Below are 25,414 nucleotides of genomic sequence, written 5' to 3'. Positions count from 1 at the left end.
AGCTTTATCCCTGAGTTCATCCAAGCTGTAGCCAGTAACACCGCTGCAGCTTTATTGGCGAAGGGCATAACAAGCCAATGTAAGGCGGTCATCTAGGCCGCCTTTTTGCATATTGTTGAGAGATAACCGGCAATGAACAATTCTGATACCATCACGGCCATTGCCACACCACCTGGGCGTGGCGGTGTAGGCATTCTGCGCATCTCAGGCCATGACGCCAAAGAGGTGGCTCTGGCGCTGCTTGGCAAACTGCCCAAACCACGTCATGCCGATTATCTGCCATTCCGCGATGCCGATGGCAGTACCCTGGATCAGGGTATTGCGCTGTGGTTCCCGGCCCCCAATTCCTTTACTGGTGAAGATGTCCTGGAACTTCAGGGTCACGGTGGGCCGGTTATTCTCGATTTATTGCTAAAACGTGTGCTGGCGTTACCCCGTGTACGCATTGCCCGCCCGGGTGAATTCTCAGAGCGCGCTTTCCTCAATGACAAACTGGATCTGGCCCAGGCCGAGGCCATTGCCGACTTGATCGACGCCAGCTCAGAGCAAGCGGCGCGCTCGGCGATGAACTCGTTACAAGGGGCGTTTTCAAGCCGTATCCACCAACTGGTGGAAGCACTCACTCACCTGCGTATCTACGTAGAAGCGGCAATCGACTTTCCTGATGAGGAAATCGACTTTCTTTCAGATGGCAAAATCGAAGCGCAGCTTAATCGTGTTATCGCCGACCTGGATAACGTGCGGGCAGAAGCACACCAGGGCAGCTTATTGCGTGAAGGGATGAAAGTCGTGATCGCCGGGCGGCCCAATGCCGGGAAATCCAGCCTGTTGAATGCGTTAGCAGGGCGTGAAGCCGCCATTGTGACCGATATTGCCGGTACCACCCGTGATGTCCTGCGTGAACATATTCATATCGATGGTATGCCGCTACATATTATCGATACCGCAGGCCTGCGGGATGCCATGGACGAAGTGGAGCGTATTGGTATCGAACGTGCGTGGAATGAGATCGAACAAGCAGACCGCGTGCTATTTATGGTGGATGGCACCACCACCAGCGCGACCGAGCCTAGCGAGATTTGGCCTGAGTTTATGGCACGCCTGCCAACCCGCTTGCCGATCACCGTGGTGCGCAACAAAGCGGATATTACGGGTGAAGAACTGGGCATGAGTGAAGTGAATGGTCACTCACTTATACGTCTTTCCGCCCGTACCGGTGAAGGGCTCGAGCTGTTACGTAACCACCTCAAGCAGAGCATGGGCTTTACCAACAATACCGAAGGCGGCTTCCTGGCCCGCCGCCGCCATTTGCAGGCATTGGAACAAGCAGACGAACATCTTGCTCAGGGGAAAGAACAGTTAGTGAGTGCTTACGCGGGGGAGTTGCTTGCCGAAGAACTGCGCCTGGCACAACGAGCATTAAGCGAAATCACCGGTGAATTTACCTCTGATGACCTGCTCGGGCGTATCTTTTCCAGCTTTTGCATTGGTAAGTGATTACTTATCCATACTGCTCCATAAATGTTCACTAACCCGCATTAACTGCCTGTTAATGCGGGTTTTTATTGTCTACTCACTTCCTAAATGGCCCCAACAACGGGAAAAGCGTTCGCCAAACGCTGGCAAAGTAAGCATGCCGGAATGGGCCTAATTTACGGGCTGATTGCAGATTCTCAATGCTTATCAGAAAACATAGGGTTTAGAACATCTGCAACTACACCCCATCAGTGCATACCAGGGGATTCAGCAGTTGAGCGGCAGATGAAGTAGAAAACACCGTACGAATGGTTGATCGAGTAACATCCCTGACTTGTGTTTTTTTTAAACTTGCGTTGCTTCCCTCCCGGATTGTTCATAATATTATCTTGTTCATGATTCATGAACAAGATAAAGGTCTGAACAAATGAAAGAAGAACAGCTTCTATCTGATGCTGTAGAAAACCTGCCAAAAGGCTTCCTATTGCAGTATGAAATTGGCAACAAACATGACGGCTGGGGCAGGCTGATAGGGCCAGGAGGAGAGATGGCGAATTTTTCCCTGGAAGTAAAGCATATCCATCGCAAAGAGTCGCTGATCGCTATCCGTAAAATGTCCCCTCTCTTATCTGAGGGTTTTCCTATATTACTGGTGTGCAACCGGCTGACGTCCGCACTGGTGGAATATTGCGTGGATAACCAGATTAATTTTATCGATACCGCCGGGAATGCCCGTATCCAGGTTCCGGGGTTATATCTGTTTATTGATGGTCGATATGAAAAGAAACCTGTAGCTGTCAGTAGTCATTTTGCTGAAGGAGTAATGAAGCTGCTTTTTGTGCTGTTATCCTGCCCGGAAAGCCTCAACGATACTTACCGCAGCTTGGCGCAGAAAGCGGGTATCTCTTTGGGAATGGTCAGCAAAGCTTTCAATTCCCTTGAGGCGCATCGCTATTTCCGCAAATCACAGCAGGGGCGCCGCTTAATGAATGAAGGCGAATTACAGGTTTTGTGGCTAAAAGACTATGCCACCGCCCTGCGCCCGAAGCTGGATTTTCTTTCCCTGCCTACGCCTGCTTCATGGGATAAGATAACACTTGCGGCCGATGAATACTGGAGTGGCGAGATTGCAGCCGCAGAACTGAGCGGCGGATACCTGCTACCAGAAAACGGCGTGATTTTTACGCCTCACCCATTGTTACAAAGACGAAAGGAACTAGGACTAAAACCTGTTCTTGGTGGGAAACTGCAACTGATTTCCTGTTTCTGGGGGAACTTTACCCTGAACCATCAAGCAGAAGCGATGTTGTGTGTGGCCGAACTACTGGCAAGCGGCGATGATAGAAACCGGGAAGCAGCAAGGATAATCAATGACAAATATCTTCACCTTAGTGAATCCGATCTTTTCAGCTACTGAAGCCCTGTTCACCCAGATAAAGCGAATTTGCACAGCTCAGGAGATCCCATTTTTTATTGCGGGGGCGACGGCGCGTGAAATTCTGCTCCATCATGTTCACGGCAGGAGCATTGGCCGCCGAACCCGCGATATTGACATCGCGGTTTTTGTCGATAGCTGGCCAACGTTTGATGCGTTAAAAAATGCCTTCCTTGCTGAAGGTGCACAGAGGGTTCGGGGTAATGCCCATCGTATAATTGCCGAAGGGATCGAACTGGATATTATCCCTTTTGGCGGTGTTGCTGAAGGCAATCAAATTATCTGGCCGCCGGAACGTGAAATCATTATGTCAGTGGATGGATTTAGTGAGGTATTTTCTCATACTGTAACCGTGCAACTGACGAATGGCGAAAAGCTGCCGTTTTGCTCCCTGCCGGGGTTAGCGCTGTTAAAACTTTTTGCCTGGCGCGATCGCGGGCATGGTAGTGCTAAAGACGCAACCGATCTCTATAAAATTATTCGTGAATATAGCGCTATAGAAGATGAGCGTATCTATTCCTCCGCCGTTGAAGGTGAAAACTTGGACTGGAATCCGGTGCGTATGGGAGCTGTTCTGCTGGGCAAAGATATCGCGGCGATTAGCGAGCACTCATCTTTGGCAGAGTTGATAAGTCTCGATAGAGAACGTCTGACTGACGCTATCGCGCGACAATCTGATGTGGCCGATATGGCTGAGATTGAGCTGATCATGAATGACTTCTGGAACAGTATAATAAGCCATGGCTAAAACTGGCTGTTAGTACGCATTAGTATCCACCCCCTAAAACATCCATACACATCCACCATTTTTATGTCCATTGTTCGTGGGTAAGATCAAACAGACTGAATTAGCCACAAACCCACATATGTGCTAATGTGGGTTTGTGTGTTTTAAAGGAGATGATCCTGTGAGCCGCCTGACAATAGACATAACAGACCAACAGCACCAAAGCCTGAAGGCGCTGGCAGCCCTACAAGGTAAGACCATCAAACAATACGCTCTCGAACGTTTGTTCCCCGGCGATACAGATGCTGATCAGGCATGGAAGGAACTGAAAAACCTGCTAGGAAGCCGCATCAACGACGGGCTAGCGGGGAAGGTGTCCACCAAAGACATCGGCGAAATTCTTGATGAAGAACTTGACGGGGATCATACTTGAAAACCTACCTCCTCACGGTAGAGGCGGAAGCAGATCTACGCGGCATCATCCGCTACACGCGTAAGCAGTGGGGTACCACGCAGGTACGCAACTATATCGCTAGGCTGGAACATGGCATTGCCAACCTAGCAGCCGGGCGCGGCGCTTTCAAAGATATGAGTGAACTCTTTCCTGAGTTACGGATGGCACATTGTGAACATCACTATGTCTTCTGCCTGCCACGCGGCAGTGCGCCCGCATTGGTCGTAGCGATTTTTCATGAACGCATGGACCTCATGACTCGACTGGCAGAGAGATTCAGCAAAGAAAGTTAACGATTACTAGCCCGATGAAGAGGTATGATTCACCGGAGTTCTGATCACTATCCCGATAAAAAACAGTTTTTCTCCTAATGCTGCCGAAAATAAATTGGGGATTAAGGTTGGGTGTCACTCGCCTTTAAACTCAAATGGATTACATAATAACGGCTGCCGTATTACCGCTAGAAGCCGAAGGTCAATCTCCATGATTCTGCCTTTCGGAAAGTGTCAGAATGAGCAAAAATATCTGCTAAAGGAATTAACAATGTCTCATTCATCATCAAGAGCAAAAGTTTTGGATACAACAAGTCCCTTGGCACACCGAGCTTCCCACGCACGAAGTTGTGCTAACCATGTGGCGAACAGGTTGGGGATTACCCGCCGTGAGCTTTTGATAAAAGTCGAGGAAGATTCCGGGGCAAGTTTAGTATCACCACTCACTGAACAAGAACTGATGAAAGCGTTCCACTATATAGAGAACCTTTAGTTTTAGGCCACTATGAACGAAAAGCGACCATCATATCCTGCTAGCTTGAGTGATAGGCATTCCACTCATCACGAGTAATCTCCCACAACTGTGAGTCCAGAAGCCCGCTGACAAACTGCCTCTTTTCCGTTTTGATTAGTCGCATGCCGCTACTGGCTGAAATGTGCAGAGAACGTATATTCTCAGTCGCTTTTGGAGCACGCAATACTGGCCTGTTCAACGTATTAAACCAGTAATCTGTCGCCGCCATACTGGCTTCGCGCATTAATCCCTGCCCCTGATACTCAGGTGCCAACCAGAAACCACGATTATTATTTTCCGCATCGTCTAGGCAGATAACGCCGATTAAATTGTCAGGATTATCCTGATGCCGTATGGTCCAAACCCAGGCGAGTCCTTTTGCCATAGCTGGCAGCGCGACGTTATTAACGTAATGGGCTGCACCATCGTCAGGATAGGGCCAGGGAACCGATGACACCATATAGCAGACAATTTCCCAGCGTGGATAGAGCTCCTGAATCTGAGGTGCATCTTCGGCAACTAATGGCTTTAACAGCAAACGTTCTGTTTTTAACGTGGGTATCTGCATGTGCTCTTTCCCTTACTGATTGACGTGTCCTTTGCTACTTTTTACTCGTTCAATAGTTACTGTAATTCATTGGGATGTACATAAAACATTCAAGTAATCGGGTAGTTAACCAGATAGTTAGCGTCATATCAAAGGCCAAAACCGCTAGTGAAATCAGCGGTCATGCCATTGCAGACCATTTTGCCGACGTCGGGAAAATGGTCGAGCTAGGTTCAGGCAGCCAACGAGAAATCGACGATGTGATGCTTACTCGTTACCCCTGCTATCTGGTCGCACACAACAGATGACCCTCGAGCAGCAAATATCTATCGAGCATGTAACCAATAACGATGCTGTACGCCAAACACTATTAAGCCGAGGTATACGACCAGAACATTTACCACCTTCAGAAGATGTGAAAAAGGTCGAACGACGATTAGCATCCGGGGACAAAAAGTCACTGAAAAACCCGAACACGCTCAGTGATGGGGATACAAATAATGAATAACTTTAACTAGCTCATACTCTTCGAGATAGTCGCAATCAGATGCCGCGAACACCCCAACTAAGAGGTGATTCAATGACAGATAACACCCCACAAGCTCCGCATGGCGAATTTGTCCTGTTTACAATTGCTGATGGCCAAACACGCGTCGAGTGCCGATTTGAATCTGATACATTGTGGCTTTCTCAGGCTGCAATGGCTGAGCTTTATGATAAAGATGTTCGCACAATTAATGAACATCTAATCAATATCTACAACGAGGGTGAGCTTGTACAAAATGCAACCATCCGGAAATTCCGGATAGTTCGATTGGAAGGAACTCGTCAAGTTTCTCGCGAAATCGATCACTACAATCTCGATGCAATTTTGGCTGTTGGCTACAGGGTTCGTTCTCAACGAGGTACGCAGTTCCGCCAATGGGCAACGCAAGTCCTGAAAGAATACCTAATAAAGGGATTCGCTATGGATGACGAGCGCCTGAAAAATCCCCCCGTTGGTCATTCTGCGGTGCCAGATTACTTTGATGAAATGCTGGAACGCATTCGCGATATCCGAGCGAGTGAGCGTCGTGTTTATCTGCGAGTCAAAGAAATCTTTACTATGGCTGCCGATTACGAGCCATCCAACTAAGAGACCAACCGCTTCTTCCAGATCATCCAGAATAAGTTGCATTATGCCTGTACGCATATGACGGCCGCTGAGCTTATCGCGAGCCGTGTAGATGCCAATAAGCCGGACATAGGCTTAACCAGCTATAAAGGCGATGAAGTGCGTAAGACAGATGTCACCATCGCGAGAAACTATCTGCGTGAAGACGAAATCAAAGAGCTTAATCGCATCGTCAACATGTGGCTCGACTTTGCCGAGGACCAAGCACTACGCCGTAAACAAGTGTTCTTGCAAGATTGGGCCGATAAGCTGGATCAGTTTTTAAGTTTTAATGATCGGGACGTATTAAGCGGAGCGGGAAAAATCTCCAAAAAGGATGCTGATGACAAGGCGAAATTGGAGTTTGACCGCTTTGCAGAACAACGTCGCCGTTTAAAAGAAGCCGAAGGCGCACTTGCCAATATCGCGGCCTAAAAAAGACAAATAACACTGCCTAGGTTGAACAAGCCATGGAACCGACATCAATATCGGTTCCATCGTTCTCGGTTTTGACATTTATCCTGCCAATACCCTCAATCTTATCAAGCAATTATGCCGCTATGGGTGTTCGCACCCGATCACATTTTTACTCATTCGCTTGGTTATTATTACAATGATATGTTTTTATAAAACAATAAATTAACCAAACTGTCGATATTTTGCACTGTTTTTTGGGCAAATTTTACAAAACAAATTTACTATTGGTATGGCACAATCTTGCCGTAGGAGTTATCGATATCCGTCATTATTCAAGCCGCAAGTGAGTGTCGGTTGCATAACTCGACCCTTTAGGGGATCTCGCTCGATGGCTGACAACCTCAGCCTGAATAAAGGGGAGTATCAACCCAATGTGCCGATTTTTAATCACTATTAGAATTAATGTTCTTAATAAACAAAGCAATAATATTATGTATGCTGTTATTTTTACTCTATTGCTGTTTTTTATCACCAGTCCATTACTTGCCAGCGAAATGCGCTATCCCCCCGGGGAAGAACCGCTGAACCTGCCAGCCAATAGCTCACTGATGATGCCATTGCCGCGATCTGTCCATAGCCTGGAGGAAAAAAAAGCAGAAACGATGCCATTGTATCTATCCCTGATACACGAAGATAAACGCAATGTCTGGGTTCCTTTTCAATTGGCCGCTACCTCTGCACAAAAAGGCCAAACAGAACTGGCGGAACACTATTTGCAACTCAGTGCCAAACGGGGATTGTGGTATTACTATAATCTGCTGGAAAACAACGCATTCAATAGCCTTCAGCAAAGTGAGACTTATCGTTCCATCCTCGCTGAGGCCAAAACACGCTATCAGCTATATGCTTCGCCATTTGAGGGTAAAGCACAGTATTCTGTCCCGAATGGCTCACCTCCTGCCACCGGTTGGCCAACCGTTATCTACCTGCACCCTTATGGCAGAGCCGCTAATATCACCCCTAAAGATCGATTGCTTTTTGCTGAAGCAGGTGTAGCCTATATTGAGTTAAACGGTACTCAAATGCTTGCCGAGAATAGCTTCCGCTGGTCTATCGATAGCGAAGAGAGCACCCATAGCGCGATTCAACGTACCCTGCAGGAGCTCACCCCTAAACTGAAGCTTAACCCTCATCAGGTCTACCTTACCGCTCGCGGCCAAGGCGCGTTGCACGCAGGTAATCTGATGGCAAAATACCCGCAATTTTACGCCGGCGCTTTACTGATTACACCACAAGGGAAAATCCCGCCAGCATCATATTCATTAGCAGAGAATAAACGCATTATGATCGCCCATTATGGCCATCAAAACTTTAATGACAAAGCTCTGGCGCTGCATTTTGCCAACCTGTTCAGTAGCCAGAATCTGACCAAGACGGCAAGTTTTAACCTGAGAGAAGATACACAAGGAAACTGGCCGCTACACTTCCAGCAACCATTGCGTTGGATGATGGGCAAAAGCGCCGATGCATCACCGGGAGCCTGATAGAAAAACGGGGACACTTACTGCTGCAATGATTGACGACTTGAACCAGCGGTGCTCAAGCACCGCTTATTCTTTTTGATCAATGCCCATCAACAAACACGATTTTGAGCACAAACAACAGCGCCACGACAATCACACAAGGGCTGATTTCACGCCAACGGCCAGTACCCAGCTTCATCACGCAATAAGAGATAAAGCCCAGCGCAATCCCTTCAGTAATCGAGAAGCTAAAAGGCATCATGGCGGCGGTAACAAAGGCAGGAACCGCTTCAGTCATATCTTCCCATTTTACGCGTGCCAAGCTGGAGGTCATCAGAACCCCAACATAGATCAAAGCACCCGCAGCAGCATAAGCTGGCACCATCGAAGCTAATGGCGACAGGAAAATCACCAACAGGAACAACAGCCCGACTATCACGGCGGTCAGACCGGTGCGACCACCGATAGCGACACCAGAAGAACTTTCAATATAAGCCGTGACTGAAGAAGTACCAATAAATGCCCCTGCTACGGAGCTGATACTATCAACATACAGCGCCTGCTTCATACGTGGGAATTTACCGTTTTCATCGGTTAGCCCCGCCTTGTCGGTCACCCCAATCAGGGTACCGGATGAGTCAAACAGATTAACCAGCATAAAGGCGAAAATCACCCCAGCCAAGCCCAGATCCAGTGCCCCGGTAATATTCACCTGACCGACAACGGTAGTGATATCTGGCGGCATAGAGAATATGCCTGCATACTGTACATCACCCAATAGCCAACCGATCAAGGTGGTGACCACGATGGAAACCAGCACCGCGGCATGAATATTACGCGAGGCCAGAACGGCGATGATAAAAAACCCCAGCGCCCCCAGCAGAACACTGTGAGAAGTCAGGTTCCCTACCGCCACCAGCGTATCAGGATTAGCGACCACGATACCGGCATTTTTCAACCCCATCATGGCAATGAACAAGCCAATACCACTGGTGATCCCCACGCGCAGGCTAAGTGGGATATTGGCTACCATCCAGTAACGGATACGGAATACCGTCAGTAAAAAGAAACCGACAGCTCCCCAAAAAATAGCGCCCATCGCAACCTGCCATGAAATGCCCATCGCACCCACCACCACAAACGCGAAGAAAGCATTCAAGCCCATTGCTGGTGCCAAAGCTACCGGCAAGTTAGCCAATAGGCCCATAAAAATGCTGCCAAAAGCAGCGATCAGGCAGGTAGTGACAAATACCGCTCGAGTATCCATACCCGCCGCCCCCAAGATCTGCGGGTTGACGAACACGATATAGACCATGGTTAAAAAAGTGGTGATTCCGGCAATCGTTTCCGTGCGTACCGTGGTTCCATGCTGCTTGAGTTTAAAAACGCGCTCAAGCAAGCCTTGATTAGCATCAAGGCTGATGTCTTGTTTGCTCATTATCAGTATTCCGAACAGGGGGATGAAGTGTCGGTTGCTATCCTATAACAAAAAATAGGGTTTTTGATCTCACCCATCGCTTTTTTTCGCCATCTGTACGGCTAAAAAATTCAACAGATTGTATTTATTCATATTCATCAGCCATAACCGTTAGCGGTAAATGACACTGGGCGGCAACCGCTAAAACATTCCCCTTCAGCTTGCATGATGACGGAGATAAATAATCCAGTTAAAGTGACAGCCATCATCAGTTAGCCGAAGGCAGATATTCCAATGAGTCAGGTTGAATGTGTTTTATTTGATTGTGATGGCACGCTAGTAGACAGTGAAGTGTTGTGCAGTAAGGCTTATGTGCATATGTTTGCCCATTATGATATTGAGGTTTCGCTAGAAGAAATATTTAAAAAATACAAAGGGGTAAAACTCAACGAAATCATCGAAAAAATCAGTGCCGAACAGGGCGTGACTCTGCCGCAAACACAATTAGAGCCGATCTATCGCCAAGAGGTTGCACGCCTGTTCGATGCCGAGCTGCAACCCATTGCCGGTGCGCAAGCATTGTTGGCACAAATGAAAGCCCCTATATGTACTGTATCCAACGGGCCCGTCAGCAAAATGCAACATTCGCTGGGGCTGACCCAGATGCTTTCCTATTTCGATGACCGATTATTCAGCGGTTACGATATCCAACGCTGGAAACCCGATCCGGCCATCGTTTTCCATGCTGCCCAGCAAATGCAGGTGGCGGTTGAGCGCTGCATTCTGGTGGACGATTCTGCCGCGGGTGCACAGGCGGGTATTGCTGCAGGGATCCCGGTGTTCTACTTCTGTGCCGATCCACACAATAAACCCATCGACCATCCTCTGGTGACCATGTTTGACCATCTGTCACAGTTACCCCTTCTGTGGCAACAGCGTGGTTGGCAACTTACCCATTAACGACCAATGCTCTAGCCGGTTCTGCCCGGCTAATTTCCGACCATAGCCAATCGCGAAAATAACCCACCCGAGGTAATTCCCGCTTACCAGGAGGGATCTCCAACCAATAGCCATGAGTACTCTTAACTGCCAATGGTGAAAACAACATCAGCAAACCACCATGCAGTTCATTATGGATCATCATTTTATCCAACACGGCATAGCCAGCCCCGGTGATACAGGCGTTGATGACCTGATCCTGTGTACTAAACTCCAATCCCCCACGATCTTGTACTTCACTGCGACCCGCTGCATCCAACCAGCGTTGCCAAGTGTCCATCCGGCTATCACCATCAAGAATATGTAATTGCGGCTGACTATTGAGTGGCGGAAACACGCCATTGATCATCAATAATGGGCTTCCCACCAGCACTAACTGTTCATGGCATAACCATTCCCCATTAATGCTGTCGGTCAATCGACCAAAGCGCACTGCACAATCAAAATCACAATATTTTTGTCGAGCCTCACTGATTAACGCAATTTGTAACTGGGTATTGTGTTGACGCAATTCGACTAGCCGTGGAGCCAACCAACGGGTAGCAAAAGTAGGCGCGACTTGTAACCTTAAGTGCTGCAATGGATTGTGTAATCGCACATGACATATCCCTTCTTCCAGAATATCCAGCGCTTGCCGCACTACTGGCAATAACAACATGGCATCCTGCGTGAGTGACAAACCGTAATGACTACGTACAAACAGTAACTTACCGAGAAACTCTTCAAACTGTTTCATTTGTCGGCTGGCTGCACTCTGAGTAATGAATAGTGCTTCAGCCGCCTTACTGAAACTTAATGTCCGACAAGTTTCCTCAAAAACACGCAACATGCTGAGTGATGGGAGCTTTCTCACAATCCATTTACCTCGCCAACAGACATCGTTTTGTTAATTACATGTTATTAATTTGATGCATGTTTTTATCCCTTGCAGCGTTTATTTCCATAAAACCAGAGGTGAGTCACATGCATTTTCTGCTGAGGGGTATGACTAAAACGCACTCGCCTATCGCTTCCTTTATGCTCACATTAGCAACCAAATAAAAACAAAAAAATAACATCAAGGCATTTCACATTGCCAATTGATGACTCGCTCCTCTCATCTTTGGCACTCATAAAGGTCAATGCGTGGGAGTAGGAAAAATCAATTAGCAATACCGACCAACGGTATACCCGTACCGTTCCCAACAGGAGGACAGGTAAATGCAAACTTTAACCCAACAATCCATTCGTATGGATGATGTGCCGTTAAATCGGTTCCATATCAAAATCGCCGGGCTAACCTTTGGTGCACATTTTACGGATGGCTATGTACTCGGTGTTATCGGCTTCGCCTTGGCACAAATCAAACCACAAATGGGCCTCACCCCTTTTTGGGAGGGGTTGCTCGGTAGTTCTGCACTGATTGGGCTATTTATCGGCAGTTTGGTCCTCGGCTGGATCTCTGATTATATTGGCCGCCAGAAAATCTTCAGTTTCAGCTTTGTGGTTATCACGCTCGCCTCTGCCCTGCAGTTCTTCGCCACTACACCGGAACAACTGTTTCTGTTACGAGTGATGGTAGGCATTGGGTTAGGAGGGGATTTTTCAGTAGGACACACCATGTTGGCCGAGTTCGCCCCCCGTAAGCATCGAGGTGTATTACTCGGTTCATTCAGTGTGATCTGGACCTTTGGCTATGTTGCCGCGGGCTTTGCTGGCCATTTTCTAACGGCATTAGGGCCCGATGCCTGGCGCTGGTTGCTCTCCTCTTCTGCCATACCCGCCCTGCTAATTCTGTTAATGCGTATCGGTACACCGGAGTCACCGCGCTGGTTGATGGGGAAAGGACAACGGGAACAAGCCATGGCGATAGTACATAAATACTTCGGCCCCCATGTCCTGTTGATTGATGAAGCCCCCGTGATATCAAAACAACGCTTTTTGTCACTATTTGGGCCTAAATACCGTCGCCGTACCGCGTTCAACAGCCTGTTCTTTGTTTGTCTGGTGATCCCTTACTTTGCCATCTATACCTTCTTGCCCTCTATTTTGCAGGTGATGGGGCTAGACAATAACTTCTCCACTGACCTGCTGCTTAACGGCTTGTTGATCGTCGGAGCCTTGCTGGGAATTGTTCTGACGGTGATTTGCTCACGCCGTGGTTTCCTGATTGGTTCGTTTATCTTCCTCGCAGCCTGCCTGGTGATGCTAAGTATTCTTCCTGGTAGCCAAACAACCTGGCTGATCGCCATTTTTGCCGCCTTTACATTAGTCATGTCAGCAGTCAGTAATCTGGTAGGCGTTTTCCCCGCTGAAAGCTTCCCTACCGAAGTCCGCTCCATGGGCGTGGGGTTTTCAACCTCCATGAGTCGATTAGGCTCCGCCATTGGCACAGGCCTGTTGCCTCTGTCTATCGTGCATTTCGGCATGCCGACGACTACCGCCATTCTGGCCTTTATCTTGATGATTGGCGCCGTTGTTTCCATTGCCTGGGCACCAGAAACCAAGGGGCTGACCCTGGTGGATGCCGCGCAGGGCTCGCAACCTCAAACAGAGAACACGTTAGCCACTGTGGCTAAATAACATTATGTTAAAAACAGGAGATCTTTAAGTGGAAATGTATATCGGAGAAGGGTTTGCAGGTAACGGCGTAAATGCCTCGCATATCAATATCATGATCGGACCGCGTAATGGTGTCGTCGGCCAGGCTTTCTCTTCCAGCTTGGCATCCCCCAGCCAGGGTCACTGCCCATTTATGGTGGTAATTAAACCTAACGTACCGGCTAAACCCATGACGCTGTATGTCAATAAAGCGGAAATTAGCGGTGAATTACACGGCAATGCAACTTGGGGAGCCTCACAAGCCGCTATCGCTAAGGCGGTGACTGAAGCACTACTGTCAGGAACCCTACCCGCAGAGGCTGAAGATGAATGGTGTATTGTCACCGCTAACTGGGTCAACCCCAGTTGCAACAATATTGACGAGGTCTATCACAACAACTACCTCGCCTGTACCCAAGCTATTCAGGCGGCAATGGAAAAACTGCCGACCCGCCACCAATTGACTGAAGCCCTGCCACAGTTGGGCAATCCGTTCTACACCCCAAAAGCCTGAGGAGGGAAGCATGCAGTACATTAATCTGGGTCAATGTGGTTTGAAAGTTTCTCGTTTGTGCTTGGGTACCATGAATATGGGCAGTAAACAGTGGAAACCGTGGATTTTCGATGAGGCACAAAGTGAACCGCTGATCCGCCATGCTTTGGAAAACGGGATTAACTTTATTGATCTAGCGGATTTTTACTCTAGTGGTGCCGGTGAGGAAGTGGTGGGCCGGGTGATCAAGCGCATTGCCAATCGTGATGAACTGGTGCTGACCACCAAAGTAGGCTACCCGATTGGCGCGGGGTTCAACAACCAGGGACATTCACGTAAACATATCATGGCCAGTATCGATGGAAGTTTGCAGCGTTTGGGCACCGATTACGTCGATATCTATATGTTGCATTACTTCGATGTGAATACCCCCATTGAAGAAACCTGGGCAGCGATGAATGATATCGTCCATTCTGGCAAGGCTCGCTATGTTGGGGTATCGACCATGTATACCTGGCAGTTAGCCAAAATCCTATGGTATTGCGAGCGTAATGGCTATACCAAACCCATTAATATGCAACTGCAACTCAACTGTGCTTACCGTGAAGAAGAGCGTGAAATGATACCGTTTTGCCGTGATCAGGGGTTGGGTATTTCAGTCTTCAGCCCATTGGCTCGCGGGCTATTAAGTTGCGATTTCAACTCTGTGCGCAACAAGACCGATTTTTTTACCCAAGAAATGTATGCTGATACGACTTCGCTTAACATAGCGCAGTCGGTTAGCCGGGTGGCTGAGCAACGAGGTATCCCACCAGCACAGGTCGCTCAAGCCTGGGTACTTAACCACCCGGGTGTAGATTGTATGTTAGTCGGTGCCGACTCGATACAACAGATCAACAGTGCCATCGCCGCACTGGATACCCAGCTCAATGACGAGGAACAGCATGAACTGGAGCGTAATTACACCCCTTGCGATGTCATTAATGACTACACCGCGGGCAAGCGTATTCTGCGTGACAGCCGCCCAGCACGCGGTTTTTTTGCAGTGGATAACCTAGAAACAAGGAATATTGCATGACAGCTTATGCCTCCTTACTGCGTACCGGTTGGTATTGCAATGGCCAGTGGCAAACGACCCCACAAACTTATCCCGTCGATAATCCCGCCAGTGGTGAAAAAATTGCTGATGTTGCCCTGGCTGGCCGTGCAGAAACTGAAGCAGCCATTGCCGCAGCGGCGGCGGCGCTACCGGCCTGGCGGGCTCAAACCGCCAAAGCACGGTCAGAAATTTTGCGACGCTGGTTCCAACTGATCATGCAGCATCAACAAGCACTGGCTGAGTTGATGGTGACCGAACAAGGTAAAGTCCTCAGCGAAGCCATCGGCGAAGTGGCTTACGCCGCCAGCTTTATTGAATGGTTTTCCGAAGAGGCTAAACGTGCCTATGGCAAAACCATCCCGGCAACCAAAAATGGCAATCAGATCCTCACCTTTAAAGAGCCGGTGGGTGTTATTGCTGCCATTACGCCATGGAACTTTCCATTAGCCATGCTGACACGCAAATTAGGCCCGGCACTGGCGGCTGGCTGTACTGCGGTGATTAAGCCAGCCAATGAAACTCCGCTCAGCGCTTTCGCGTTGATTGTATTAGCCCAACAAGCCGGGGTTCCGGCAGGGGTGATTAATGCGGTTTCCGGCGATACCGTCGCCATTGGTGAAACACTGATGGCGAGCCCGCTGGTGCGTAAAATTTCTTTCACTGGTTCAACGCCGGTGGGTAAGTTATTAATGCGCCAAGCAGCAGATACAGTGAAAAAGCTGTCACTGGAGCTGGGCGGTAATGCACCTTTTATCGTGTTTGATGATGCCGATCTTGATGTAGCCATTGCCGGCGCAATGGCCGCCAAATTCCGCAACAGCGGGCAGACTTGCATATGTGTTAACCGTTTCTACATTCAGGACGGTATTTATGACCGCTTTGTCCAGAAACTGACGGATGCCGCAAAAGCGTTAAACGTCGCCCCAGGTATGACGCCAGGGGCAGAGCAAGGGCCGCTAATCCATGTTAAAGCGGTAGAAAAAGTGGAAGCTCATGTACAGGATGCCCTGAAGTTAGGTGCAAAGCTGATGTGTGGCGGTAAGCGCGCCAACTTAGGGGGATCATTCTTCCAACCTACAGTGTTGGCTAACGCCACAGAGCAGATGCGGTTAGCGCAGGAAGAGACCTTTGGTCCGCTGGCTGCCTGTTTCCGCTTTACCGATGAGGATGAAGTCATCACCCGAGCTAACGCAACCCCCTTTGGGTTAGCGGCTTATCTGTATACCCGTGATTTGGCACGTGCCTTGCGTGTTACCAAAGCGTTGGAAAGTGGCATGGTGGGTATTAATGAAGGGATTATTTCTACTGAGGTCGCCCCTTTTGGTGGGGTGAAAGAGTCAGGCCTGGGGCGCGAAGGTGCGGATATTGGCCTGGATGAATATCAGGAAACCAAATACGTCAATATCGGCCAACTGCTGTAAATTCGATAAACTGTTGTGAATTTTATAAACAAAAGAAAGGCGCTGTTTCCAGCGCCATTAACCGTAATTTTTTAATAAAATTACTCTTTTTTCTCGTCTTTACCTTCTGCCAGTAATTTGTCCAGTGCATCCCCACCGATATGGCGGAAATCCTGGCCCTTGACGAAATAGAAGATAAATTCACAAATGTTCTGGCAACGATCACCAATACGTTCGATAGAACGAGCACAGAATAACGCCGTCAATACGCTGGGAATGGTACGCGAATCTTCCATCATGTAGGTCATCAACTGGCGCACGATACCCTCATACTCCTGATCGACCTTCTTGTCTTCACGGTAAATACGGATCGCTTCATCCAGATCCATACGCGCAAAGGCATCCAGCACATCATGCAGCATCTGAACGGTATGGCGCCCCAAAGACTCCAGGCTGACCAACAGCGGTTGATGCTGGTGAGAAAATTTCTCCAGTGCCGTACGGCAGATTTTATCTGCAACGTCACCGATACGTTCCAGTTCAGAAATGGTCTTGATAATCGCCATCACCAGGCGTAAATCGCTGGCGGTCGGCTGGCGCTTGGCAATGATACGCACACAGGCTTCATCAATGGCCACTTCCATCATATTGACCTTGGCATCACCCTCGATCACCCGTTTAGCCAGCTCACCATCCTGGTTATGCATCGCCGTGATGGCATCACTCAGTTGCTGTTCCACCAGCCCACCCATCGTCAACACCTGGGTGCGGATATACTCAAGCTCTGCGTTGAACTGGCCAGAAATATGTTTGTTTAAATTCAGATTGTCCATGATGCACCCTTATCAACCATAACGGCCAGTAATGTAATCTTCAGTCTGCTTTTTCTGCGGTGCAGTAAACAAGGTGTCAGTGTCGCTGAACTCGATCAACTCCCCCAGATACATAAATGCGGTGGAGTCAGAACAACGTGCCGCCTGCTGCATATTATGGGTCACAATAACCACGGTATACTCAGACTTCAGTTCACTGATTAACTCTTCAATTTTACCAGTTGAAATAGGGTCAAGTGCCGAACACGGCTCATCCAGCAATAACACTTCTGGCCGAATGGCAATACCACGCGCAATACACAAACGCTGCTGTTGACCACCAGACAAGCTATAACCGCTCTGGTGCAACTTATCCTTGGTTTCATTCCACAGTGCCGCCTTGGTCAGCGCCCACTGAACACGCTCATCCATATCTGCACGGGACAGCTTTTCAAACAGACGTACACCGAAAGCAATATTGTCATAAATCGACATCGGGAACGGTGTTGGCTTTTGAAACACCATGCCCACCTTGGCACGCAGTAAGGCGATATCCTGGTTATCCGTCAGAATATTTTGCCCATCCAATATAATATCGCCTTCAGCACGTTGCTCTGGATATAGCTGATACATCTTGTTGAAAGTACGTAACAACGTTGATTTACCGCAACCCGATGGGCCGATAAAAGCCGTTACCTTATTCTCGGCAATATCCAGGGTGATGTTTTTCAGCGCATGGAATTTGCCATAGTAAAAGTTCAGATCGCGTACCTGAATTTTGCTGCTGGGAGCGTCAGTAACCATACTCATCAAGACTTCTCTCTTTTCACCGCGCCGAACCAACGGCGCTTAAATTTTTATGAATGCTTTTTCTTGGCAAAAATCACACGCGCCAGGATATTCAGTAACAGTACGCACAGGGTGATCAACAATACGCCTGCCCAAGCCAATTGCTGCCATTCGGCAAACGGGCTCATGGCAAACTTGAAGATGGTCACTGGTAGGTTGGCTATCGGCTGCATCAGGTCGGTATTCCAGAACTGATTTGACAGCGAGGTAAACAGCAATGGCGCTGTTTCACCTGCAATACGTGCTATCGCCAGTAATACACCGGTAATGATACCGGAGATAGAAGCTTTCAAGGTAATGGCAGAAATAATACGCCATTTGGGTGTTCCCAGTGCGTGCGCAGCCTCACGCAGCGTATCTGGCACCAGCTTGAGCATGTTCTCGGTGGTGCGGATCACAATCGGGATCTGCAGCAAAGCCAAGGCAATAATCCCCGCCCATCCAGAGAAGTGCTCCATTTTAGCCACCACCACGGTGTAAACAAACAACCCCACCACGATTGACGGCGCAGACAGCAAAATATCGTTAATAAAGCGGATCACCTCAGCCAACCAGGATTTACGGCCATATTCCGCCAGATAAACGCCTGCCATGATGCCCAACGGTGTACCGAAGATGGTCGCCCACAGAATCAGCAAACCACTACCGGCAATGGCGTTAGCCAAACCGCCGCCCGCCGTATTGGGTGGTGGCGTCATTTCGGTGAATAACGCCAGCGACATACCATCGATGCCCTTGGTAATGGTAGAAAACAGAATCCACACCAACCAGAACAGACCAAAGGCCATCGTCGCCAGTGACAAGAACAGTGCAATGCGGTTTTTCTGGCGGCGCCAAGCCTGCATTTTACGGCGGCTTTCCGCCAGTTCTACAGAATCCAACATGGTCACTTTAACGCCCCTCATTTTTAGCCAAGCGCATAACCATCAGTTTTGACAGCGCAAGGACGATAAAAGTGATAACAAACAGGATCAGCCCCAGTTGCATTAATGCTGAGGTGTGCAGCCCCGACTCCGCTTCAGCGAATTCATTGGCCAATGCTGAGGTAATACTGTTGCCAGGCATAAACAGTGAGAAACTGTCGAGTTGGTAGGTGTTACCGATAATGAAGGTGACCGCCATGGTTTCCCCCAAAGCTCGCCCCAGACCCAGCATAATACCGCCAATCACCCCATTTTTAGTAAACGGTAAGACAATACGCCAAATCACTTCCCAGGTAGTACAACCAATACCGTAGGCGGACTCTTTCATCATTACCGGGGTTTGTTCAAATACATCACGCATAACTGCGGCAATGTAAGGAATAATCATAATAGCCAGGATCACCCCGGCAGCCAGAATACCGATACCGAAAGCCGGGCCAGAAAATAATTCACCAACAATCGGAATACCAGAAAGGACATTGCCCACCGGAGTCTGGAAATATTGGGCGAACAGTGGAGCAAACACGAACAGGCCCCACATACCGTAAACAATACTTGGGATCGCCGCTAACAGTTCAATGGCGATACCTAACGGGCGCTTAAGCCAATTAGGGGCGAGTTCCGTCAGGAACAGCGCAATACCAAAACTGACCGGGACCGCAATGATCAAGGCAATCAGCGAGGTGACTAACGTCCCGTAAATAGGGACTAAGGCACCGAACTGCTCAGCGGGTGCATCCCACTCTTTGGTCCACAGAAAAGCGAAACCAAACGCCTGCATACTTGGCCAGGAGGCAATAATCAGCGAAACAATAATGCCGCCCAGCAGCAATAAGGTAATCAGCGCGGCCAGTCTAACCAGCGCGCTGAAGATAATGTCACCGTTTTTACTCGGTGCTTTAATGGTCGGTTTAGGCCCAGCCATAGATTACTCTTCTGTTATAAAGCTTAAAGGGCTCAGCTTACTGAGCCCCGACACATCAGGCAAGGTGTATACCACACCTCTTGTGTTTTTAGAATAATGCTTTACCAGAGCTGTCTTTGATATTGGTCTTCCAAGCTGCACGGACTTGCTCAACTACCTCATCTGGCAGTATAGCGTAATCCAGTTCAAGAGCCTGTTTAGCACCCTGGTTATAGGCCCAATCAAAGAACTTCAGTACTTCTGTACCTTGCTCTGGTTTCTTCTGCTCTTTGTGCATCAGAATAAAGGTAGTGGAAGTAATTGGCCAAGCATTATTACCTTTTTGGTTGGTCAAGTCCTGAGCGAAGGTTTTACTCCAGTCGGCACCTTTGGCTGCAGCGCTAAAGCTCTCTTTGGTTGGGCTCACTGGCTCACCATCAGCAGAGATTAATTTAGTGTAGGCCAGATTATTCTGTTTGGCATAAGCGTATTCTACATAACCGATAGAACCAGGTAAACGTTGGACAAATGCAGCAATACCGTCATTGCCCTTACCACCTAAACCGGTTGGCCACTTAACCGTTGAACCGGTACCCACTTTCTCTTTCCACTGAGCATTTGCCTTAGACAGATAGCTGGTAAAGACGAAAGAAGTACCAGAACCGTCTGCACGGCGTACCACGGCGATATTCTGATCTGGCAGCTTAACGCCTGGGTTCAGTTTAGTAATCGCTGGATCATTCCATTTTTTGATATTGCCCAAATAGATATCACCCAGGGTTTGACCATCGAGAGTCAGTTCACCGGATTTGATGCCAGGGATATTGACCGCCATCACCACACCGCCAATCACGGTTGGGAACTGAAACAGGCCATCGGCAGCCAGTTTGTCATCAGGCAGCGGGGCATCGGAAGCACCAAAGTCAACGGTGTTAGCAATAATTTGCTTCACGCCACCAGAGGAACCAATCCCCTGATAGTTAACTTTATTGCCAGTCTCTTTCTGATAAGAATCTGCCCACTTGGCATAAACCGGAGCGGGGAATGTCGCACCTGCACCGGTCAAGCTCGCAGCAGCGAATGCAGATACAGAGACCAGGGAGATAGTCGCTGCGACAATGCTGGCGACAGTGGTACGCATCAGTTTCATGATCCCTCCTAATGGGATATTTAAAAATCGACTTCGGGCTGTTTGAGTCAAATAAAGTATTGCTGATTGAAGGAAAATAGGACAGTTTCATGACAGTAAAATGTATAAAATATTACAGTTATATGACAGTGATTGGATTTCTTATTTTTTTCTTTACTTTCAATTAATTAAAAATAATCATGCAAAATATCGGCTGAGTAAAACCCTACCGATCCTCACTCAAACTCTGCACATATCGCCGTTTAAGCTGCTGCAGTGTTGGCTTTCCGCACTGACTCTCGTCCCTTGAATGATGACAGATAATAATCTGAACGATAGTATTGGTCGTTAATCAAAAGAATAAATACCAGGGAATGATAATGACACTCTATAGGATTAAGCCTGCCTTTCAGGCCTTGTTACGTCCAATGATGTATTGGCTGGAAAAACATCATGTAACAGCCAACCAGGTCACACTGGCCGCGATGGTGCTCTCATTTCTGGTTGGCGGAATACTGATGCTATTTCCGCAACCTGGTCTGTTTTATCTGCTTCCGATTGTGTTATTTATCCGTATGGCGCTCAATGCACTGGATGGCATGTTAGCCCGGGAGTGCAACCAGAAAAGCCGCCTCGGGGCGATACTGAATGAAATCGGTGATGTCCTTTCTGATGTTGCCTTATATCTGCCTTTTATCTTTCTCGCAAACAGTAACGCACCGCTGGTATTGGTGATGTTATTCATCATGGTGTTAACCGAATTTTGTGGAATTCTGGTACAAACCATTAACGGGACACGTAACTATGCTGGGCCACTGGGTAAAAGTGACCGGGCGTTGGTGTTTGGTTCCTGGGGTTTGGTGCTGGCTATCTGGCCGCAACTGGTTAGCTGGAACAATCTGGTGTGGGGCATAGCAACGTTATTACTGGTCTGGACGGTCATCAATCGCTGCCGTAGCGCCTTGGTAGAGGAGCCGCAATAATGTTGCTGGAAAAATCCCTGGCAGTCATTTTTGCCCTGTTACTGATCGCTACCCTCATTAATGGGCTGTTGGTCTGGTTGCGCCCAGAGAAAAACTGGCGTGAATTAACGCTGCGCATCCGTACCTGGTGGGTCATTATCATCTTGTTTTCCCTGGCGATGATTAGCCCCCACTGGCTGGCATTGACTTTTTTCGCGCTGGTCAGTTTTATAGCGTTGAAGGAATATTTGACCCTGATTCCCTCCCGATATTCTGACCGGATGCCCATATTGTGGATGTTTATCGCCATTCCCATCAACTATTGGCTGATTGGCGCTAACTGGTATGGCATGTTCATTGTGTTTATTCCGGTCTATGTCTTTTTATTCCTTCCCGCTCGCATGGTGATTTCTGGCGATACGCATAGCTTTCTAAGCAGTGTGTCGCAGTTACACTGGGGCCTGATGACTACGGTCTTTGCCTTCAGTCATGTGGCATTTTTGCTGGTTCTCCCTGCCAATGGCCAGCAAACAGGGGCCCTTTTGGTGCTATTTCTGGTCGGTCTGACAGAATTTAACGACATTACACAGTATCTGTGGGGCAAATCTCTGGGGCGGATTAAAGTCACGCCGAAAGTCAGCCCAAATAAAACCCTGGCTGGCTTGCTCGGTGGCATCGCCAGCACCACGTTGGCGGCGGTATTACTTGGCCCGCTACTCACCCCATTAAGCTGGAATATGGCGCTGCTGGCCGGGTTGATTATTGGTGTAACGGGGTTCTGCGGTGATATTGTGATGTCAGCGATCAAACGCGATATCGGTGTAAAAGATAGCGGAACACTGCTCCCTGGCCATGGCGGTATTCTTGACCGCTTGGACTCCCTGATCTTCACCGCTCCGGTTTTCTTCCACTTTATTCGTTATTTCTATTACTGACATTATGGTGAAAAAATTTCTCAAAACACTATTTTCACTCTGTATCGTCTGGCCGGTAATTTGGTTATGGCTTGGGCTGCGAGTAAAACACCCACAACGACTGCCCAAACAAGGGCCGGCGATTATCGTGGCAAATCATAACAGCCATATGGATGCGTTTACGCTGTTATCACTGTTCTCAATTCATCAACAACACAATGTCCACCCGGTGGCCGCTGCAGACTATTTTCTACGTAACCGCTGGTTGGCGTGGTTTACGCTTAATATTCTCAATATTATCCCGGTCTCGCGCCAAGGAGGGGAAACCAATCCACTGGCGCTTTGTGAACAAGCATTACGCGACAATAAGATTCTGATCCTGTTTCCTGAAGGTAGCCGTGGTGAACCAGGAAAATTGGCACCACTAAAATCAGGGCTGTGGCATCTTAGCCAAAGTCTGCCGGAGGTACCAATTATCCCCATCTGGCTGAAAGGGACAGAACAGGTTATGGCAAAAGGCAACCGCATTCCTTTGCCGTTGTTTATTGATGTCAATGTGGGTGAGCCACTGTACTCTCACCCGGATAAGAGCCAGTTTAAGGAAGCGCTATTACAGCGTTTATTACAACTCCGGCAGGAGACTCAAGGAAATGAATCCCATGATTAATACCCGTACGCCAGACGAGAAGTGTTTTCTGACCAGCGACCAGACTGAACTGTTTTATCGCCACTGGCCGGCTCAGGAAAACGGTGAAATAAATAAAATCATCGTTTTGTTCCATCGTGGCCATGAGCACTCTGGGCGTATGCAACACATTGTTGATGAATTAGCTATGCCGGATAGCGCATTCTATGCTTGGGATGCACGGGGACATGGGCGTTCGCCAGGTCAACGCGGTTACAGCCCATCGCTGACCCGCTCAGTACAGGATATGGATGAATTTGTTCGCTTTGTTGCTGCCGAAAATAATGTGCCCCTGGAGAATATTACCGTGGTAGCACAAAGCGTTGGGGCGGTACTGGCTGCGACCTGGGTACACGACTATGCGCCAGCCATTCGCGGCTTGGTGCTGGCATCACCCGCTTTTAAGGTTAAGTTGTATGTACCGTTTGCACGTAGCGGGCTGGCACTTTTGCACCGTTTGCGCGGGTTGTTTTTCGTCAACTCTTACGTCAAAGGCAAATACCTGACACACGACCCCGAGCGGGTAGCCAGCTTTGATCATGATCCTTTAGTTACCCGGCCAATCGCCGTCAATATATTGCTTGATCTCTACCGTACTGCGGAACGCGTGGTACGCGACGCCGCTGCAATTACCCTACCAGTACAGTTACTGATTTCCGGCAATGATCATGTTGTCCACCGCAAGCCGCAATTGGATTTCTACCAAGGGTTACGCAGCCAATTAAAAGAATTGCACATCCTCCCTGGTTTTTATCATGACACGCTCGGTGAGCGGGATCGCCACATCGCATTCGACAAAATGCGCAGTTTTATCGACACCCTGTACGCCTTACCACCGCAACGCTTCGATTACAGTAATGAAGACCGCTGGAGCCCAAGTGCTGATACTTGGCGAATGCTCAGTGGCGGCCCGGTTCCCTATTCTCTCGATGATGTGGCTTATCGCGCAATGCGTTATGGCATGAAAATGCTGGGTACTCAGTCAACTGGCGTGAAGTTAGGGTTTGAGACTGGTTTTGATTCCGGTAGCACCCTGGATTATGTCTATCGTAACCAACCACAAGGAAGTAACTGGCTAGGTCGGCAAATCGATAAGAACTACCTCAATAGCATTGGTTGGCAAGGGATCCGTCAGCGTAAACTTCATCTGCAGCAACTTATCCAACAAGCAGTAGCGCAGTTGGCCACACAAGGGACGCCAGTGCGTGTAGTGGATGTTGCCGCCGGGCATGGTCGCTATGTGTTGGATGCGTTGGCGAGTGAACCCCTCGTCAGTCATATTCTCCTGCGTGATTACAGCGAACTGAATGTCGAGAAAGGGCAGGAAATGATCGCTTCACGCGGCATGGAAGATAAAGCCCATTTTGAACGTGGTGACGCTTTTAACCGCGATGAACTGGCTGCATTAACGCCACGCCCAACGCTGGGTATCGTTTCTGGGCTTTACGAGCTATTTCCTGAAAATACACTGGTACGTAATTCATTAGCTGGGTTGGCAGAGGCCATTGAACCCGGGGGGATATTGATCTACACCGGGCAACCGTGGCATCCGCAGTTAAAAACCATCGCCTGGTCTCTCACCAGCCATAAAGATGGTAAGGCGTGGGTAATGCGTGTACGTACCCAAGGGGAAATGGATGCCTTGGTGCAAGAAGCCGGTTTTGATAAATGTGCCCAGTTAATTGATCAGTGGGGGATTTTTACTGTTTCACTGGCGGTGCGTCGCTAAG

General features: G+C 48.7%; 23 protein-coding genes and 1 pseudogene. 16 read left to right on the top strand and 8 right to left on the bottom strand.

Annotation, left to right across the window (positions count from 1 at the left end; genetic code table 11):
• Positions 1 to 132 precede the first annotated feature (132 nt).
• The 5 genes from mnmE (at position 133) to AC2A06_RS08755 (ending at position 4,385) form a co-directional block, all read left to right on the top strand.
• Positions 133 to 1,497 (top strand): tRNA uridine-5-carboxymethylaminomethyl(34) synthesis GTPase MnmE, encoded by a 1,365-nt coding sequence (gene mnmE, locus AC2A06_RS08775; RefSeq protein ID WP_484380030.1) that lies wholly within the window; start codon positions 133 to 135, stop codon positions 1,495 to 1,497.
• A 406-nt stretch (positions 1,498 to 1,903) separates the two neighbouring features.
• Positions 1,904 to 2,893: a type IV toxin-antitoxin system AbiEi family antitoxin gene (locus AC2A06_RS08770; RefSeq protein WP_484380029.1), complete on the top strand. Its 990-nt coding sequence runs from the start codon at positions 1,904 to 1,906 to the stop codon at positions 2,891 to 2,893.
• The gene (locus AC2A06_RS08765) at positions 2,847 to 3,659 is read left to right on the top strand and encodes a nucleotidyl transferase AbiEii/AbiGii toxin family protein (protein WP_484380028.1); all 813 of its coding nucleotides are present in this window, start codon (positions 2,847 to 2,849) and stop codon (positions 3,657 to 3,659) included. The genes AC2A06_RS08770 and AC2A06_RS08765 overlap by 47 nt, the downstream gene beginning before the upstream one ends.
• 160 nt (positions 3,660 to 3,819) lie before the next feature.
• The gene (locus AC2A06_RS08760) at positions 3,820 to 4,071 is read left to right on the top strand and encodes an antitoxin (protein ID WP_484380027.1); all 252 of its coding nucleotides are present in this window, start codon (positions 3,820 to 3,822) and stop codon (positions 4,069 to 4,071) included.
• Positions 4,068 to 4,385: a type II toxin-antitoxin system RelE/ParE family toxin gene (locus AC2A06_RS08755; RefSeq protein WP_116730791.1), complete on the top strand. Its 318-nt coding sequence runs from the start codon at positions 4,068 to 4,070 to the stop codon at positions 4,383 to 4,385. Before AC2A06_RS08760 ends, AC2A06_RS08755 begins: the two co-directional genes overlap by 4 nt.
• A 512-nt stretch (positions 4,386 to 4,897) precedes the next feature.
• Here AC2A06_RS08755 and AC2A06_RS08750 read toward each other — a convergent pair.
• Positions 4,898 to 5,446 (bottom strand): GNAT family N-acetyltransferase, encoded by a 549-nt coding sequence (locus tag AC2A06_RS08750; RefSeq protein ID WP_484380026.1) that lies wholly within the window; start codon positions 5,444 to 5,446, stop codon positions 4,898 to 4,900.
• Between the two features lie 559 nt (positions 5,447 to 6,005).
• Between AC2A06_RS08750 and AC2A06_RS08745 the strand changes: the two are divergent.
• A pseudogene (locus AC2A06_RS08745) lies at positions 6,006 to 7,013 on the top strand (virulence RhuM family protein).
• 473 nt (positions 7,014 to 7,486) lie between these two features.
• Positions 7,487 to 8,539 (top strand): alpha/beta hydrolase, encoded by a 1,053-nt coding sequence (locus AC2A06_RS08740; protein WP_484380025.1) that lies wholly within the window; start codon positions 7,487 to 7,489, stop codon positions 8,537 to 8,539.
• Positions 8,540 to 8,618: 79 nt separating this feature from the next.
• Here AC2A06_RS08740 and AC2A06_RS08735 read toward each other — a convergent pair whose 3' ends face one another.
• Positions 8,619 to 9,956 (bottom strand): NCS2 family permease, encoded by a 1,338-nt coding sequence (locus AC2A06_RS08735; protein WP_023489082.1) that lies wholly within the window; start codon positions 9,954 to 9,956, stop codon positions 8,619 to 8,621.
• A 273-nt stretch (positions 9,957 to 10,229) separates the two neighbouring features.
• On the opposite strand from AC2A06_RS08735, the gene yieH reads away from it, so the two are divergent.
• Positions 10,230 to 10,895 (top strand): 6-phosphogluconate phosphatase, encoded by a 666-nt coding sequence (gene yieH / locus AC2A06_RS08730; protein ID WP_023489083.1) that lies wholly within the window; start codon positions 10,230 to 10,232, stop codon positions 10,893 to 10,895.
• Here the strand turns inward: yieH and AC2A06_RS08725 are convergent.
• Positions 10,885 to 11,787, bottom strand: a complete 903-nt coding sequence (locus AC2A06_RS08725; RefSeq protein ID WP_023489084.1) for a LysR substrate-binding domain-containing protein — start codon at positions 11,785 to 11,787, stop codon at positions 10,885 to 10,887. The genes yieH and AC2A06_RS08725 overlap by 11 nt on opposite strands.
• A 347-nt stretch (positions 11,788 to 12,134) precedes the next feature.
• Between AC2A06_RS08725 and AC2A06_RS08720 the strand changes: the two genes are divergently transcribed.
• The 4 genes from AC2A06_RS08720 to AC2A06_RS08705 are packed head-to-tail and all read left to right on the top strand — an operon-like array spanning position 12,135 to position 16,527.
• Complete coding sequence (locus AC2A06_RS08720; RefSeq protein ID WP_023491296.1) at positions 12,135 to 13,496, top strand: MFS transporter; 1,362 nt, start codon at positions 12,135 to 12,137, stop codon at positions 13,494 to 13,496.
• A gap of 28 nt (positions 13,497 to 13,524) precedes the next feature.
• The gene (gene fae / locus AC2A06_RS08715) at positions 13,525 to 14,028 is read left to right on the top strand and encodes a formaldehyde-activating enzyme (RefSeq protein ID WP_473196445.1); all 504 of its coding nucleotides are present in this window, start codon (positions 13,525 to 13,527) and stop codon (positions 14,026 to 14,028) included.
• Positions 14,029 to 14,038: 10 nt separating this feature from the next.
• The gene (locus AC2A06_RS08710) at positions 14,039 to 15,085 is read left to right on the top strand and encodes an aldo/keto reductase (RefSeq protein ID WP_484380024.1); all 1,047 of its coding nucleotides are present in this window, start codon (positions 14,039 to 14,041) and stop codon (positions 15,083 to 15,085) included.
• Positions 15,082 to 16,527, top strand: a complete 1,446-nt coding sequence (locus AC2A06_RS08705) for an NAD-dependent succinate-semialdehyde dehydrogenase (RefSeq protein ID WP_484380023.1) — start codon at positions 15,082 to 15,084, stop codon at positions 16,525 to 16,527. The genes AC2A06_RS08710 and AC2A06_RS08705 overlap by 4 nt, the downstream gene beginning before the upstream one ends.
• 80 nt (positions 16,528 to 16,607) lie before the next feature.
• Here the strand turns inward: AC2A06_RS08705 and phoU are convergent, their stop codons facing one another.
• The 5 genes from phoU to pstS form a co-directional block, all read right to left on the bottom strand.
• A complete protein-coding gene (phoU, locus tag AC2A06_RS08700) occupies positions 16,608 to 17,339 on the bottom strand; it encodes a phosphate signaling complex protein PhoU (protein ID WP_473196448.1) in 732 nt (243 codons plus the stop codon).
• A gap of 12 nt (positions 17,340 to 17,351) precedes the next feature.
• Positions 17,352 to 18,122 carry a phosphate ABC transporter ATP-binding protein PstB gene (gene pstB / locus AC2A06_RS08695; RefSeq protein ID WP_473198068.1) on the bottom strand — a complete coding sequence of 257 codons (771 nt, stop codon included), beginning with the start codon at positions 18,120 to 18,122 and terminating at the stop codon, positions 17,352 to 17,354.
• Positions 18,123 to 18,175: 53 nt separating this feature from the next.
• Positions 18,176 to 19,051 (bottom strand): phosphate ABC transporter permease PstA, encoded by an 876-nt coding sequence (pstA, locus tag AC2A06_RS08690; protein ID WP_473196449.1) that lies wholly within the window; start codon positions 19,049 to 19,051, stop codon positions 18,176 to 18,178.
• Between the two features lie 7 nt (positions 19,052 to 19,058).
• Complete coding sequence (gene pstC / locus AC2A06_RS08685; protein WP_473196450.1) at positions 19,059 to 20,015, bottom strand: phosphate ABC transporter permease PstC; 957 nt, start codon at positions 20,013 to 20,015, stop codon at positions 19,059 to 19,061.
• Between the two features lie 88 nt (positions 20,016 to 20,103).
• Positions 20,104 to 21,144, bottom strand: a complete 1,041-nt coding sequence (pstS, locus tag AC2A06_RS08680; protein WP_484380022.1) for a phosphate ABC transporter substrate-binding protein PstS — start codon at positions 21,142 to 21,144, stop codon at positions 20,104 to 20,106.
• Between the two features lie 359 nt (positions 21,145 to 21,503).
• On the opposite strand from pstS, the gene AC2A06_RS08675 reads away from it, so the two are divergent.
• The 4 genes from AC2A06_RS08675 to AC2A06_RS08660 are packed head-to-tail and all read left to right on the top strand — an operon-like array spanning position 21,504 to position 25,413.
• On the top strand, positions 21,504 to 22,106 hold the full coding sequence (locus AC2A06_RS08675) for a CDP-alcohol phosphatidyltransferase family protein (RefSeq protein WP_484380021.1): 603 nt from the start codon (positions 21,504 to 21,506) through the stop codon (positions 22,104 to 22,106).
• A complete protein-coding gene (locus AC2A06_RS08670) occupies positions 22,106 to 23,020 on the top strand; it encodes a phosphatidate cytidylyltransferase (protein ID WP_023491147.1) in 915 nt (304 codons plus the stop codon). Before AC2A06_RS08675 ends, AC2A06_RS08670 begins: the two co-directional genes overlap by 1 nt.
• A gap of 4 nt (positions 23,021 to 23,024) precedes the next feature.
• Complete coding sequence (locus AC2A06_RS08665) at positions 23,025 to 23,666, top strand: lysophospholipid acyltransferase family protein (protein ID WP_484380020.1); 642 nt, start codon at positions 23,025 to 23,027, stop codon at positions 23,664 to 23,666.
• Positions 23,659 to 25,413, top strand: coding sequence for a bifunctional alpha/beta hydrolase/class I SAM-dependent methyltransferase (locus tag AC2A06_RS08660; RefSeq protein WP_484380019.1), 1,755 nt, complete (start codon positions 23,659 to 23,661; stop codon positions 25,411 to 25,413). Before AC2A06_RS08665 ends, AC2A06_RS08660 begins: the two co-directional genes overlap by 8 nt.
• The last annotated feature ends 1 nt before the right edge of the window (position 25,414 follow it).

Source organism: Serratia sp. HNCC26DJ244, assembly GCF_057180565.1.
The sequence above is the reverse complement of the archived record's forward strand: the minus strand, read 5'-3'. Positions and strand labels throughout refer to the sequence as shown.